This window comes from Streptomyces sp. NPDC048483 (assembly GCF_040651455.1).
In the GTDB taxonomy this organism is placed as follows: Bacteria; Actinomycetota; Actinomycetes; order Streptomycetales; family Streptomycetaceae; genus Streptomyces.
Window position 1 is genome coordinate 23,257 of the sequence record NZ_JBEZJZ010000044.1, and the last position, 14,042, is coordinate 37,298.

A 14,042-nucleotide genomic window follows, 5' to 3' on the forward strand; every position below is an offset into this window, starting at 1 on the left:
GGGTGCGTGCGGTGCTGACCGAGGACGTGCGCGGACTGCGCGGCCGGGGCCTCAGGCAGCGAGCGCGCAGGGCGGTCCACGGCGTACGACGATGTGCACGAGCAGGGGGGCAACGCGGGCGGGTTTGCCGGACCGTACGGGGGCGGTCGCCGGGCGGCCCGGGGCGGCCGGCACGGCGACGACCGCGACGGCGATGAGCAGCGGGCGGAAGGCGAAGCCGGCCACCGCGCCGAGCAGCTGCGCCAGCGCGGCCTCCCCGCGGCGCAGCCAGGCCGCCGCCAGCAGCCCGATCAGCAAATGCGCCGCGAGCAGCAGCAACCACGAGGCGGCGGGCGCGGGGGCGCCCTGGGGCAGCCGTGCCAAGGGTGCGCCGACGGTGCCGCCGCCACAGAGCAGATCCACACCCAGGGAGCGCAGCGGGCCGGTGACCGGGCCGCCGCCCTCCCCGTAACAGGTGTGCTGGCCGATGCTGAAGACCGCGTCGGCGGCCAGCTCCAGGGGGAGCAGCAGCGCGGCGATCCGCCAGTAGCCGCGCTCCCGCCCGGCCAGCGCGTAAGCGACGGCGAAGACGGCGGCGCAGAGCGCGGCGACGGTGGTCAGCGGCAGCGGCATACGGGACAGCAGCACATGGGACGCCGAGGACAGCGTCACGCACAGCGCCGTGAAGAGCGCTGCGCGCAGTGCCCGCAGGTGTGCCGCCGAGATGTCCATTGAAGCGAGTGTGCCACGGGCCGGGCCGGGCGGTGCCCAAGGGCCCCGAACCCACAGGAATCTCAGAAACCTCTCAGAAACCCCTCGGCGCACTCGCGGAACCGCTCACAGGCCGGGGATCCGCCCGTTGCGGAACAGATCCACGAAGATCTGGTGGTCGGCGCGGGCCCGCGCCCCGTAGGAGTGCGCGAAGTCCACCAGGACCGGGGCGAAGCCGTCCTCGTCGGCCGCGATGGCGGCGTCGATGGCGCGCTCGGTGGAGAACGGCACCAGGGAGTGCCCGCTCTCGTCGTCCGCGGCGGCGTGCATGGTGGCGGTGGCCCGGCCGAGGTCGGCCACCACGGCGGAGATCTCCTCCAGGTCGTCGATGTCCGACCAGTCCAGATCGACCGCGTACGGCGAGATCTCGGCGACCAGCTGGCCCGCGCCGTCCAGCTCGGTCCAGCCCAGCCACGGGTCGGCGTGGTCCTGGAGGGCGCGCTGGGAGATCACCGTGCGGTGGCCCTCGTGCTGGAAGTAGCCGCGCACCGCCGGGTCGGTGATGTGCCGCGAGACGGCCGGGGTCTGCGCCTGCTTCATATAGATCACGACGTCGTTCTCCAGGGCGTCGCTGTTGCCCTCGAGAAGGATGTTGTACGAGGGCAGCCCGGCCGAGCCGATGCCGATGCCGCGGCGGCCGACCACATCCTTGACCCGGTAGGAGTCGGGGCGGTCCAGGCTCGCGTCGGGGAGCGTCTCCAGATAGCCGTCGAAGGCGGCCAGGACCTTGTAGCGGGTCGCCGCGTCCAGCTCGACGCTGCCGCCGCCCCCGGAGAAGCGGCGTTCGAAGTCGCGGATCTCCGTCATCGACTCCAGCAGCCCGAACCGGGTCAGCGAGCGGGCGTCGCGCAGCGCGTCCAGCAGCGGGCCGTCGGCGGTGTCCAGCGTGAACGGCGGCACCGCGTCCTTGTCGGCCTTCTTCGCACCGGAGGCCAGCGCGTGGATTCGCTCGCGGTAGGCGGCGGCGTAGATGCGCACCAGGTCGGAGATCTGCTCGTCGCTGAGCGCCTTGGCGTAGCCGATCAGCGCGACCGAGGCGGCGAACCGCTTGAGGTCCCAGGTGAACGGGCCGACGTAGGCCTCGTCGAAGTCGTTGACGTTGAAGATCAGCCGGCCCGTGGAGTCCATGTAGGTGCCGAAGTTCTCGGCGTGCAGATCGCCGTGGATCCACACCCGGCCGGTCCGCTCGTCCAGATAGGGACCGTTGTCCCGCCCGTCCTCGAGGTCCTTGTAGAACAGGCAGGCCGTGCCGCGGTAGAAGGCGAAGGCCGAGGCTGCCATCTTCCGGAATTTGACGCGGAAGGCCGCCGGGTCGGCGGCGAGCAGCTCTCCGAAGGCGGTGTCGAAGACGGCGAGGATCTCCTCGCCGCGCTGCGCGGCGTCCTGGGCCGGGGCGTGCTGGGACGACATCGCTGGGTGCCTCCTGGGGTGCGGGAGAGGGGTAAACGGATCCATGACAGATCTCGATCGCGAGGTGATCGCGATTGTTCGTCACGGATCCGCCTGTGACAACGGGTGAGGCTACTCGGAAGTGCCCCGGGGTGATCGGTCGGCCGCCGTGGATTGTCTGCCGGGAGCCGTAGACTTCGACACCGTCCAGCCCATCCCTCTCCCGCCCACCCGTCGCCCGACCGCCGCCCCTCATCGAGGCGCTGCGCGCCCCCTACATTCGGAGGTCTCCAGCCGTGGCCAAGCCGCCGTTCACGCACCTGCACGTCCACACCCAGTACTCGCTGCTGGACGGTGCCGCGCGGCTCAAGGACATGTTCAACGCGTGCAACGAGATGGGCATGACGCATATCGCCATGTCCGATCACGGCAACCTGCACGGCGCCTACGACTTCTTCCATTCGGCGCAGAAGGCGGGCGTGACGCCGATCATCGGGATCGAGGCGTATGTGGCGCCGGAGTCGCGCAGGAACAAGCGGAAGATCCAGTGGGGCCAGCCCCATCAGAAGCGCGACGACGTGTCCGGTTCGGGTGGTTATACCCACAAGACGATCTGGGCGGCCAACCAGACGGGCCTGCACAACCTCTTCCGGCTGTCCTCGGACGCCTATGCCGAGGGCTGGCTGCAGAAGTGGCCGCGGATGGACAAGGAGACGATCTCCCAGTGGTCGGAGGGGCTGATCGCCTCGACCGGCTGTCCGTCCGGTGAGCTGCAGACCCGGCTGCGCCTGGGCCAGTTCGACGAGGCGCTGAAGTCCGCGGGGGAGTATCAGGAGATCTTCGGCAAGGACCGGTATTTCCTGGAGCTGATGGACCACGGCATCGAGATCGAGCGCCGGGTCCGCGACGGACTGCTGGAGATCGGCAAGAAGCTCAACATCCCGCCGCTGGTGACGAACGACTCGCACTACACCTACGCCCATGAGTCGACCGCCCATGATGCGCTGCTGTGCATCCAGACCGGCAAGAACCTCTCGGACCCGGACCGCTTCCGCTTCGACGGCACCGGCTACTACCTCAAGTCCACGGAGGAGATGTACGCCATCGACTCCTCGGACGCCTGGCAGGAGGGCTGCGACAACACCCTCCTGGTCGCCCAGCAGATCGACACCGCGGGGATGTTCGAGAAGCGCGACCTGATGCCGAAGTTCGACATCCCGGAGGGCTACACCGAGGTCACCTGGTTCCAGGAGGAGGTCCGGGTCGGCATGGGCCGCCGCTACCCGGGCGGCGTCCCCGAGGACCGGCAGAAGCAGGCCGAGTACGAGATGGACATCATCATCCAGATGGGGTTCCCCGGCTACTTCCTCGTCGTCGCCGACTTCATCATGTGGGCCAAGAACAACGGCATCGCGGTGGGCCCAGGGCGAGGCTCCGCGGCCGGTTCGATCGTCGCGTACGCCATGGGCATCACCGACCTCGACCCGATCACCCACGGACTGATCTTCGAGCGGTTCCTCAACCCCGAGCGTGTCTCCATGCCCGATGTCGACATCGACTTCGACGAGCGCAGGCGCGTCGAAGTGATCCGGTATGTGACAGAAAAGTACGGCGCCGACAAGGTCGCCATGATCGGCACCTACGGCAAGATCAAGGCGAAGAACGCCATCAAGGACTCCGCGCGCGTGCTCGGATATCCGTACGCGATGGGCGACCGCCTCACCAAGGCGATGCCCGCCGACGTCCTCGGCAAGGGCATCGACCTCTCCGGCATCACCGACCCCAAGCACCCGCGCTACAGCGAGGCGGGCGAGATCCGGGGGATGTACGAGAACGAGCCGGATGTGAAGAAGGTCATCGACACCGCGAAGGGTGTGGAGGGCCTGGTCCGGCAGATGGGTGTGCACGCGGCCGGCGTGATCATGTCCAGCGAGCCGATCGTGGACCACGCCCCGATCTGGGTGCGGCACACCGACGGCGTCACGATCACGCAGTGGGACTACCCCCAGTGCGAGTCGCTCGGCCTGCTCAAGATGGACTTCCTGGGTCTGCGGAACCTGACCATCATGGACGACGCCGTCAAGATGGTGAAGGCCAACAAGGGCATCGACCTGGAGATGCTCTCGCTCCCGCTGGACGACCCCAAGACCTTCGAACTGCTCTGCCGCGGTGACACGCTCGGCGTCTTCCAGTTCGACGGCGGCCCGATGCGCTCGCTGCTGCGCCAGATGCAGCCCGACAACTTCGAGGACATTTCCGCCGTCTCGGCCCTGTACCGGCCGGGCCCGATGGGCATGAACTCGCACACGAACTACGCCGAGCGCAAGAACGGCCGCCAGGACATCACGCCGATCCACCCGGAGCTCGAAGAGCCCCTGAAGGAGACGCTGGGCCTCACCTACGGCCTCATCGTGTACCAGGAGCAGGTGCAGAAGGCCGCGCAGATCATCGCCGGCTACTCGCTCGGCGAAGCCGACATCCTGCGCCGCGTGATGGGCAAGAAGAAGCCCGAGGAGCTGGAGAAGAACTTCGTCCTCTTCCAGGCCGGCGCCAAGAAGAAGGGCTTCTCCGACGCGGCCATCCAGGCCCTGTGGGACGTCCTGGTCCCCTTCGCCGGCTACGCGTTCAACAAGGCGCACTCCTCCGCGTACGGCCTGGTCACCTACTGGACCGCGTACCTGAAGGCGAACTACCCGGCCGAGTACATGTCGGCGCTGCTCACCTCGGTGCGCGACGACAAGGACAAGTCCGCGGTCTATCTCAACGAGTGCCGCCGGATGGGCATCAAGGTGCTGCCGCCGAACGTCAACGAGTCCGAGGCCAACTTTGCGGCCCAGGGCGACGATGTGATCCTCTTCGGCCTCACCGCGGTCCGTAACGTCGGCCAGAACGTCGTCGACTCGATCATCCGCAGCCGCAAGGCGAAGGGGAAGTACTCCTCCTTCCCCGACTACCTCGACAAGGTCGAGGCCGTGGTCTGCAACAAGCGCACCACGGAATCGCTGATCAAGGCCGGTGCCTTCGACGAGATGGGGCACACCCGCAAGGGCCTGACCGCGCAGTACGAGCCGATGATCGACAACGTGGTGCAGGTCAAGCGCAAGGAGGCCGAGGGGCAGTTCGACCTCTTCGGCGGGATGAGCGACGACCCCGCCGACGACGGCCCCGGCTTCGGTCTCGACGTCGAGTTCTCCGACATCGAGTGGGACAAAACCTACCTGCTCGCCCAGGAGCGCGAGATGCTCGGGCTCTATGTCTCCGACCACCCGCTCTTCGGGCTGGAGCACGTCCTGTCCGACAAGGCGGACGCGGCGATCGCCCAGCTGACCGGCGGTGACTACTCCGACGGCTCGATCGTCACCATCGGCGGCATCATCTCCGGCCTCCAGCGCAAGATGACCAAGCAGGGCAACGCCTGGGCCATCGCCACCGTCGAGGACCTCGCCGGCTCCATCGACTGCATGTTCTTCCCCGCGACCTACCAGCTGGTCTCGACCCAACTCGTCGAGGACACCGTCGTATTCGTCAAGGGCCGCCTCGACAAGCGCGAGGACGTGCCGCGGCTGGTCGCCATGGAGATGATGGTCCCCGACCTCTCGGAGGCGGGCACCAACGCCCCGGTGACGATCACCATCCCGACGGTCAAGGTCACCCCGCCGATGGTCGAGAAGCTCGGCGAGGTGCTGAGCAGCCACCGCGGCTCCACGGAGGTGCGGATCAAGCTGCAGGGGGCACGCAAGACCACCGTGCTCCGGCTCGACCGCCATCGGGTCACGCCCGATCCGTCCCTGTTCGGCGATCTGAAGGTGCTGCTCGGCCCGTCCTGCCTGGCGGGCTGACGGCCCACGGCACCGTGAGGGGCGCGCCCGTGACCGGGCGCGCCCCTCAACTCATCCGTGGCCGGCCTCAGTTGTGGCCGAACCGCCTCTGGTGCTTACGGGCAACATCTGCCGGGCTGCCCTGTGCGTGCTGCTGCGGCTGGGAGATGGCCTCGATGGCCGATTTCTCGGCCGCCTGCTGGCCGCGCTCGGCCTGGCTGCCCTTCTGCTGCTTTCGGTCCTTCTTGCTCTTCGCCATGGCCGTGTGCCTCCTGAGGGGGGTCCTGGAACGGGGCCGGGACCAGGCTTACACGCCGGAAGAAATCCCGCATTTTGGACAATTACCGTGTGTGATGCGGGACGTGACAGGAGACGCGATCCGGGGCAAGCCACGGCCGGAACACGCCCACCGGGACGCAGCCTCACGCCACATGCTCAAGATCCCCGCCGAATCCGCCACGCCGATGATCCAGACGGGGCAGATAACACCCGTACGGTCGGGCAGACTCGAGGGAAAGCCGAAGAAAACTCGTGCCACGGGCCGAGCCGGGGGGCGACCGGACTTTCAGCACCTCAGGGAAGAGGGTGGAACGTGGATCGCTGCGTCGTCCTGGTGGACGCCGGATATTTGCTCGGCGCCGCCGCGAGTCTGCTCGCGGGAGAGCCCGCCCGTTCCCGGATCACCGTCGATCATGCCGCCCTCATCCAGGGGCTGCGGCAACGCGCCGAGGCCGACACCGAACGGCCGCTGCTGCGGATCTACTGGTTCGACGGCGCCCCCGACCGCGTCCCGCAGCCCGAACACCGCAGGCTGCGCGTGATGCCCCGGGTCACCGTCCGCCTCGGCGCCCTGACCCGCAGCGACGGCCGCTGGGCACAGAAAGGCGTGGACGCCGCCATGCACGCCGAGCTGACCGAGCTCGCCCGCAACCGCGCCTGCTCCGACATCGTGCTGGTCACCGGCGACGGCGATCTGCTGCCCGGCCTGATGTCGGCCAAGGAACACGGCGTCGCCGTCCACCTGTGGGCCGTCCAGGCCGCCGACGGCGACTACAACCAGTCCGAGGACCTGGTCGCCGAGGCCGACGAACGGCGGGTCCTGGACCGCGCCTGGATCACCCGCGCCGTACGGGCCAAGGAACTCGGCGGACCCTGCGCCTCGCCGCCCGCACCGCGCCCCGAGATCGCCGCGATCCTCTCCGCCCCGCTGCCCGAATCCGCCGTCGCCGCGGCCGCCGCGGCCGCCGCCGGCCCGGACACCGCCGACCACCCCCACGAACGCAACGGCAGCAACGGCAGCGCGCGCCCCGCCGCCGACCGCGACGAGACCGCCGCCGGCGCGGGCTCCGCCGCCTCCCGCGTCGTCCCCACCCCCAAGGACCTGGCCGGACTCGGCCGCACCCACGCCGCCGGCCCCTCGCCCGCCGGCAACGGAAACGGCGCCCAGGTGCCCGCCCCCTCCGCCACCCTGCGCTGGTCCTCCGACAAGGGCTGGGCCGAGCGCGGCCCCGTCGGCGAACCCTCCGAGACCGCCTCCCTGCCCACCCTGGCCCAGCTGACCAGCGCCGAGCAGCGCTGGGCCGACCGCGAGGAGGACATCACCGCCGTCAGCGGCGACCCCTTCGAGGTCGGCCAGGTCTTCGCCCGCCGCTGGACCGACCGGCTCCAGGACACCGTCCACCTCCAGCAGCTCTCGACGGAGTACCCCCGCATCCCGCACCGGATCGACGGTGAACTGCTGCGCTACGCCGCCCGGTTCGGCCTGCTCGCCCACAAGGACGACCAGATCGACGAGCACGACCGCTATGCCATCCGGGCCGGGTTCTGGCGCGAGGTCGATGTGCGCACCGCCGCCGAACACGCGCCGGCCGGGGACTGACGGCGCGCCCCGCAGTGCCCCGCGGGCCGCGGCCGGGCCGGGGCCGCGTACCCTCGTAGCTCGTGAGGACGGGCGCAGAACAGGTGGAGCGCGGCGGCGGGACGGCATGCCTCGTGCGGGACCTGGTCAAGACGTACCCCGCGATGCGAGGGCGCCGCGGGGCGGGCCGCGCGCCCGCCGTGCGGGCCAGCGACGGCATCAGCCTGGAGGTACGGCGCGGAGAGATCTTCGGGCTGCTCGGCCCCAACGGAGCCGGCAAGTCCACCCTGGTCCGCCAGCTGACCGGACTGCTGCGCCCGGACTCCGGCCACATCTCCGTCCTCGGCCACGACCTGGTACGCCACCCCGAGCGCGCCGCCCGGCTGCTGGCCTACCTCGGCCAGGAGTCCACCGCCCTGGACGAGATGACCGTCGCCCTCGCCGTGGAGACCACCGGACGGCTGCGCGGACTGGACCTGCGCCGGGCGCGCGCCGAGCGCGACGCGGTCGTCGGCGAGCTGGGCCTGGCCGATATCGCCGCCCGGCCCCTGAAGAAACTCTCCGGCGGACAGCGCCGACTGGCATGCTTCGCGACCGTCCTGATCGGCGAGCGGCCACTGCTGGTCCTGGACGAGCCGACCACCGGCATGGACCCGGTCGCGCGCCGCGCCGTCTGGGCCGCGGTGGACCGCCGCCGCGCCGAGCGGGGCGCCACCGTGCTGCTGGTGACCCACAACGTCCTGGAGGCCGAGAGCGTCCTGGACCGGGTCGCCGTGATCGACCGGGGCCGCGTCATCGCCTGCGACACACCCGGCGGACTCAAGGAACGCGTCGCCGAAGAGGTCCGGCTCGAGCTGGTCTGGCGCGACCGGCCGCCCCTCGACGTTCCCGAGGTCGCCGCCCTGCAGCCCGCCGCCCAGGTCTCCGGCCGCCGCTGGATCCTCCGGCTCCCGGCCGGCGAGGCCCGCGCCGCGGTGTCGGCCGTCACCACCGGTCCGGCCTTCGCCGCCCTCGACGACTTCACCTTCGCCACGCCGAGCCTGGAGGACGTCTATCTTTCGCTCGGCGGGCGCGCGCAGGGGCTGGTCAAGGCATGAGGCACGCAGTGGGTACGGACCGCGGACGGACCGAGGAAAGACTGGTGACGGCGTGAGTGTGGTTCCCGCGCAGGCGGTGTCCGGGGCATCCCCGGACACCGGGCCAGGGCGCGACGACGAGCCGGCCGCCCCGCTGGCACCGCGCGCCCGGCTGCTCCCCGCGCTCGCCGCCGTCTACCGCGCCCAGCTCTCCAGGGCCAGGGTCGCCCGGATCCCGCTGCTGTTCGTCGCCACCTTCCAGTCCGTCGGCATCATGATCATGATGCGCGGTGTGGTCGACGGCGGCGCCGAGGCCCGCTCCGTGGTCGCCGGCGCCAGCGTGCTGGTCGTGGCCTTCGTGGCGCTCAACCTGCTGGCCCAGTACTTCGGCCAGCTACGGGCCGGCGGCGGCCTCGACCACTACGCCACGCTGCCGGTCCCGCCCGCCGCCGTAGTGCTGGGGGCAGCCGCCGCCTACGCCTCGTTCACCGTGCCCGGAGCCCTGGTCACCGCCCTCGCCGGCGGCGCCCTCTTCCAGCTGCCGATGGCGCATCTGTGGGTGCTGGTGGCCGTGATCCCGCTGTCCGGAGCGGCGCTCTCCGGCCTCGGCGCCGCCCTCGGACTGCTCGCCCCCCGGCAGGAAATCGCCACCCTCTGCGGCCAGTTGGGCATGTCGGCCGCGCTGCTGCTCGGCGTCCTGCCGCCCGGCGGCATGCCCCTGGTGGTCGGCTGGGCCCGCGACCTGCTGCCCTCGACGTACGGGGTGGAGGCGCTGACCCGCAGCTATGCCGCGCGCCCCGACTGGCTGGCGGTCGGCGCCGACCTGGGCATCTGCGCCGCCGTCGGCGTGCTCTCGCTGGCCGTCGCGACCTGGGCATATCGCCGCGCCGCGGTCCGCTGACCGCCGCCGCCGGCCCCCACGGGCGTCCCTCTTCCCGCCCCACCGCGCCGACCTGGCACGATGACAGGGTGACCGCACCGCTGACGCCACGCGACAACCAACCGCCCGACGAGCCGCAGAACCACGCGCACAACCCCTGGGCCGCACCCGGCACCTACGCGGGGGCCACGGCCGACGACGGCCCCGGACTCGCTCACGAACTGCGCGAGGGCGCGGTGATCGCGCTGCTTGTCGCGGTGTGCGGCCTGCTGCTCGGCGTGTTGTGGAACTGGCTCGCCCCGCACACCCTGCTGATCTCGGACACCAGGAACGTCTACCTCAAGAACACCGAGGGCGAGGAGGCGGTCGGCGCCGACGGCACCTTCCTCCTGCTCTCCCTCGCCTTTGGCATGCTCACCGCGGCGGGAGTCTTCCTCTTCCGCCGGCGTGGCGGCATCCCGCTGGTGGTGGCGCTGGTCGTGGGCGGCCTGCTCGGCGCGGTACTGGGCTGGCTGACCGGCATGTGGCTGGGCCCGACGGCGGATGTGGCCGCCCACGCCAGGCAGGTCGGCCCCGGAGTGACCTTCGACGGTCCGCTGTCCCTGGGGGCCAAGCCCGCACTGCTGGCCTGGCCGATCGGGGCGATGCTGGCCCAGCTGGCGCTGACCGGCCTGTTCGGCCCGCGCGACCCGGAGCCGGCGTACCCGGACTGGGCCGGCGGGCACGAGCAGGCTCCGGGCGGGCACGAGCGCGAGTCCGGCGGGCACGAGCAGGCTCCTGGCGGGCAGGAGCCCGGCCCGCACGAGCAGAAACCGCCGGCTCCCTAGGGCGTGGGCGAACAGATCCCGTAGGGGGTGCAGGCGCCCCCTCGGGGCCACAACGTGGCGGGTCCGGGGGGTATTCCCATGGATTACCACGTGATCGACACGACGCATCCCCGGGTCCGGCAGGCTCGGCAGGCCGCTCAGGCCGGCCGCCGCCCGTGGTTGGCCCGGCGCTTCCGGATGCGCCACTTGCGCTTACGGGTCCGCTTCGACACGGCGTACCTCCTCCCCGGTCCCCCTGGTCGTAGCCGAGGAGGAGGCCGCCGTAAAGCCTTCCGGATGCCGCCTACGGCCGTTATCGGCCACCGGCGGCGCGGTCACCCGCGGTCACCCGCGGGCGATCGGCGCGAGCAGCGCCCCGGTGAGCGCCACCAGATCCGCGGGCGCCAGCTCGACCTCCAGGCCGCGCCGCCCCGCCGAGACACAGACCGTCTCCCGGCCCTGCGCCGACGCGTCCACGACCGTACGCAGCCGCTTGCGCTGCCCGAGCGGTGAGATCCCGCCGAGCACATACCCCGTACTGCGCTCGGCCGCCGCCGGATCCGCCATCACGGCCCGCTTGCCGCCCACCGCGGCCGCCAGCGCCTTGAGGTCCAGCGAGCCGGACACCGGCACCACGGCGACCGTCAGCGCGCCGTCGACATCCGCCAGCAGCGTCTTGAACACCTGCTCCGGCGGGACGCCGAGCGCCTCGGCGGCCTCCTCGCCGTACGAGGCGGCGGCCGGGTCGTGCGCGTAGGCATGCACCGTGTACGGGACCGCGGAGGCCGCGAGCGCGACCGTGGCGGGTGTGCCCCCGGTGCCACCGTTCTTCTTCGTTTTCTTCGCCAACTCGAATCGCCTTGACCTGATCGCTGTGACCTGTGAGCGCGGTACGTCAGTTGGGGCTGGTCGGCTGCCGGGTCAGATCCACCGCCGGCAGCGAGGGGAGCTTGCCCAGCAGCGCCGACTCCTGGCGCAGCAATTTCAGCTCCTGCCCGAGCCGCGCCGCCGTGTCCGGCGCTTCCAGCAGCCGCTGCTTGGCGGGCACGTCCAGCACGGCCGCGGCGGCGACGAGATACGACAGCACCGAAGGGTCGCCGGGCAGGTCCTGGCCGCTCGACAGGGTCCGCTCGTTCGCCCAGGCCAGCCGCTTCTGATAGGTCCGGAAGGCCCGTACGACACCCGAGGCCAGCGCGCCCGCGCCCTCGCCGTGGTCCTCCTCCAGCTCGTCCATTTCGGCCGTCAGATACGGCCCGGACGCGTCCACCGAGCGCAGCCGGAAACGGGTGGTGCCGGTGGCCAGCACCTCGTAGCCGGTGTCGTCGTCGGCGGACTTGGTGCGGATGGTGGCCGCGTCCGCGATACAGCCCACGGTGTGGAACGCCTGCATCGGGTCGTCGCCGAAGCCCGCCGCGGGCCCCTCGGCGGTCGGCAGCGTGGCATCCGGCATGCCCTGCGCGGTGGGGGCCACCTCGCGGCCGTCACGGATGGCGATCACGGCGAAGCGGCGCTCGTCCTCGGGCCGCTCGGCAAGGTCGCGCATCATCGCTCGGTACCGCGCCTCGAAGACGTTCAGCGGGAGAACGAGTCCCGGGAACAGCACCGAGTTGAGCGGGAAGAGCGGCAGGCGCACGGAGGTCACAGCCCGTAAGCCTAGAGCCTGTGACCTCCGTGGCCACCACCCCGTCCCCCGCTACTGCCGGCGCAGCAGCCGCGAGGCGCCCGCCGCCACCGTCGTGGCCAGTACCCAGCCCGCCAGGATCAGCACTGCCGCCGCCCACTGTGCCCCGCCGCCCGGCTTCCAGGCCGCCCCCTGGTTGAGGTCGATCACCGGGAGCAGCAGATCGAGGGCGTAGAGGAACGGGTTCCACGGCGGGGTCTCGCCCGGCTTGAGCGGGGGCGGCGGGTTCTCGGAGAAATAGACCGTGCCGATCGCCCACAGGATCGCCATCCACACCGCGGCCCGCCCCGGGCGATAGCCGTACGCCACCGTCCAGTCCTGCAGGAACCCCCAGGTTTTCGCCGCCAGCGGCAGCGTCTCGCGGCGCCGCCGCTGCTTGGCCAGCAGCACCTCGCGGGCATCGGAGTCCTCACCGCTGCGGCGCAGCGAGGCGGCGAGCATCTCGTACGGCTCGGGTGCGTACTCCGGGGTCGCCGCGGCCACCCACTGGAGCCGCAGCGCCAGCGGGAAGTGGCCGCGCGGGATCAGCGTCTCGTACGCGAAGCCGGCCATCCACAGCCCGCCCAGGCCCGGCCAGCTCGCCGACTTGTCGACGAGGTTGGCGACCTTGGCCCCGGAGAGGATCACCCGTCCCCGCTGCGGCCGCTCGCACAGGAACCGCAGCTCGGGCGTCTGGATCCGGCGCAGCGACAGCTCCTGGTCGGACTCCATCAGAAAGCGGGCGTGCTCGATGTCGACCGCATCGCCGAACCGCCCGTCGTCCAGCCGCATCCCGCCCTCGCACTCGAAGCGCTGCATCCGGGTGCCGCGCGAGGGGGTGTGGGCGGTGCCGTACGGGGGAGTGGCGCCGCTGGAGAACGGGGAGTTCGCCAGGCCCGCGGCGGTCAGATAGAGGGTGCGCTCGACGGTCAGCTGGGGGGCGTTCAGCGCCCGGCGGCCGAAGGGGTTGCTCAGCCGGCTGCCGCGCAGGCTCAGCGACACGCCGATGGTGGCGCCGCGCAGCGACAGCTCGCCGTAGGACTCCAGCATCTCGGCCTGCAGGTCCTGGGCGACGGTCAGCCCGTCCGCCATGATCGAGCGGCCCTGGCGGTCCTTGTGCGCCACCGTCTGATTGAGCATCAGATCCGTGCCGATGTGGGCGTCGGTGAGCCGGATGCCGTTCTGCACCACACAGCGCGGCAGATGCAGATCGCCCTCCGTCTGCAGCCGCGCGGCCTCCAGCCGGGGTATCGCGCAGTTCACCATCCGCAGCGTGGTGAACCGGCTCTCCGGCAGCACCACCTCGGCCTCGAAGCGGCAGTCCCGCAGCTCCACGAATGGCTTGATCGTGCCGCCCGCAAGGTCGAGAGTGTCCGTGATGTACGCACCGGTGAGCTTGAGCGCGGAGACCCGGCCCGGCTGCGCCACCGGCCCCTCCAGGAGCAGCAGCGCCACCACGCGGGCCCGCACCCGCCGCTCCGGACCCCACAGATGCTGCCCGTGCGGATCGTCCCGCGCCGGGTCACCGATGTGCAGATCGCAGGTACTGCCATTGCGGAACGCCTGCCACATGCTCCACTCCGCAGAGGTCAGCTGCAGGTCGGCAGGCGCGTCACCGTCCCCGGGCTCCGTCACGTACAACCCCCTTTCTCAGCCCCCGTACATCCCGTCCGCTTCCCGTCGTTTCCCATCCGCTCCCCGTGTCTCGATGCGCCGTCTCCGTACGTCTGTACGGACCCCTGCCCGCTCCGTGACCGCTTGAACACGCGCGGTGAGGATCAACTCCGGTCAACTTCGCGCGGCCG

General features: G+C 71.2%; 11 protein-coding genes. 5 read left to right on the top strand and 6 right to left on the bottom strand.

Annotated features, from left to right (window positions below; genetic code table 11):
- Positions 1–51: 51 nt before the first annotated feature.
- Both AB0D04_RS22200 and AB0D04_RS22205 read right to left on the bottom strand, forming a co-directional pair.
- Complete coding sequence (locus AB0D04_RS22200) at positions 52–711, bottom strand: hypothetical protein (RefSeq protein ID WP_362705891.1); 660 nt, start codon at positions 709–711, stop codon at positions 52–54.
- A 105-nt stretch (positions 712–816) separates the two neighbouring features.
- Positions 817–2,160, bottom strand: coding sequence for a DUF2252 domain-containing protein (locus tag AB0D04_RS22205; protein ID WP_362705893.1), 1,344 nt, complete (start codon positions 2,158–2,160; stop codon positions 817–819).
- 275 nt (positions 2,161–2,435) lie between these two features.
- Here AB0D04_RS22205 and dnaE point away from each other — a divergent pair, with 275 nt between their 5' ends.
- Positions 2,436–5,978 carry a DNA polymerase III subunit alpha gene (gene dnaE / locus AB0D04_RS22210; RefSeq protein ID WP_362705896.1) on the top strand — a complete coding sequence of 1,181 codons (3,543 nt, stop codon included), beginning with the start codon at positions 2,436–2,438 and terminating at the stop codon, positions 5,976–5,978.
- 67 nt (positions 5,979–6,045) lie between these two features.
- Here the strand turns inward: dnaE and AB0D04_RS22215 are convergent, their stop codons facing one another.
- Positions 6,046–6,216, bottom strand: a complete 171-nt coding sequence (locus AB0D04_RS22215; RefSeq protein ID WP_362705899.1) for a hypothetical protein — start codon at positions 6,214–6,216, stop codon at positions 6,046–6,048.
- A 333-nt stretch (positions 6,217–6,549) separates the two neighbouring features.
- Here AB0D04_RS22215 and AB0D04_RS22220 point away from each other — a divergent pair, with 333 nt between their 5' ends.
- The 4 genes from AB0D04_RS22220 to AB0D04_RS22235 all read left to right on the top strand — a co-directional run bounded on the left by AB0D04_RS22220 (position 6,550) and on the right by AB0D04_RS22235 (position 10,598).
- On the top strand, positions 6,550–7,836 hold the full coding sequence (locus AB0D04_RS22220) for an NYN domain-containing protein (protein ID WP_362705901.1): 1,287 nt from the start codon (positions 6,550–6,552) through the stop codon (positions 7,834–7,836).
- Between the two features lie 143 nt (positions 7,837–7,979).
- On the top strand, positions 7,980–8,912 hold the full coding sequence (locus AB0D04_RS22225; RefSeq protein ID WP_362705992.1) for an ABC transporter ATP-binding protein: 933 nt from the start codon (positions 7,980–7,982) through the stop codon (positions 8,910–8,912).
- Positions 8,913–8,964: 52 nt separating this feature from the next.
- Positions 8,965–9,792, top strand: coding sequence for an ABC transporter permease (locus AB0D04_RS22230; RefSeq protein WP_362705904.1), 828 nt, complete (start codon positions 8,965–8,967; stop codon positions 9,790–9,792).
- Between the two features lie 68 nt (positions 9,793–9,860).
- On the top strand, positions 9,861–10,598 hold the full coding sequence (locus AB0D04_RS22235) for an ABC transporter permease (RefSeq protein WP_362705906.1): 738 nt from the start codon (positions 9,861–9,863) through the stop codon (positions 10,596–10,598).
- Between the two features lie 324 nt (positions 10,599–10,922).
- Here AB0D04_RS22235 and ybaK read toward each other — a convergent pair whose 3' ends face one another.
- From ybaK to AB0D04_RS22250, 3 genes are read right to left on the bottom strand one after another with little or no spacing between them, the layout of a single operon-like run.
- Positions 10,923–11,426, bottom strand: a complete 504-nt coding sequence (gene ybaK / locus AB0D04_RS22240; RefSeq protein ID WP_362705909.1) for a Cys-tRNA(Pro) deacylase — start codon at positions 11,424–11,426, stop codon at positions 10,923–10,925.
- A 46-nt stretch (positions 11,427–11,472) separates the two neighbouring features.
- Complete coding sequence (locus AB0D04_RS22245) at positions 11,473–12,219, bottom strand: LON peptidase substrate-binding domain-containing protein (protein ID WP_362705911.1); 747 nt, start codon at positions 12,217–12,219, stop codon at positions 11,473–11,475.
- Positions 12,220–12,270: 51 nt separating this feature from the next.
- Positions 12,271–13,872 carry an oxidoreductase gene (locus AB0D04_RS22250; protein WP_362705913.1) on the bottom strand — a complete coding sequence of 534 codons (1,602 nt, stop codon included), beginning with the start codon at positions 13,870–13,872 and terminating at the stop codon, positions 12,271–12,273.
- Positions 13,873–14,042 lie beyond the last annotated feature (170 nt).

What these genes read in the sequence shown, in the direction of transcription:
- AB0D04_RS22225 (WP_362705992.1), top strand. Translation starts at nt 7,980, where the DNA reads ATGCGAGGGCGCCGCGGGGCGGGCCGCGCGCCCGCCGTGCGGGCCAGC.
- AB0D04_RS22200 (WP_362705891.1), bottom strand. Translation starts at nt 711, where the DNA reads ATGGACATCTCGGCGGCACACCTGCGGGCACTGCGCGCAGCGCTCTTC.
- AB0D04_RS22215 (WP_362705899.1), bottom strand. Translation starts at nt 6,216, where the DNA reads ATGGCGAAGAGCAAGAAGGACCGAAAGCAGCAGAAGGGCAGCCAGGCC.
- AB0D04_RS22205 (WP_362705893.1), bottom strand. Translation starts at nt 2,160, where the DNA reads ATGTCGTCCCAGCACGCCCCGGCCCAGGACGCCGCGCAGCGCGGCGAG.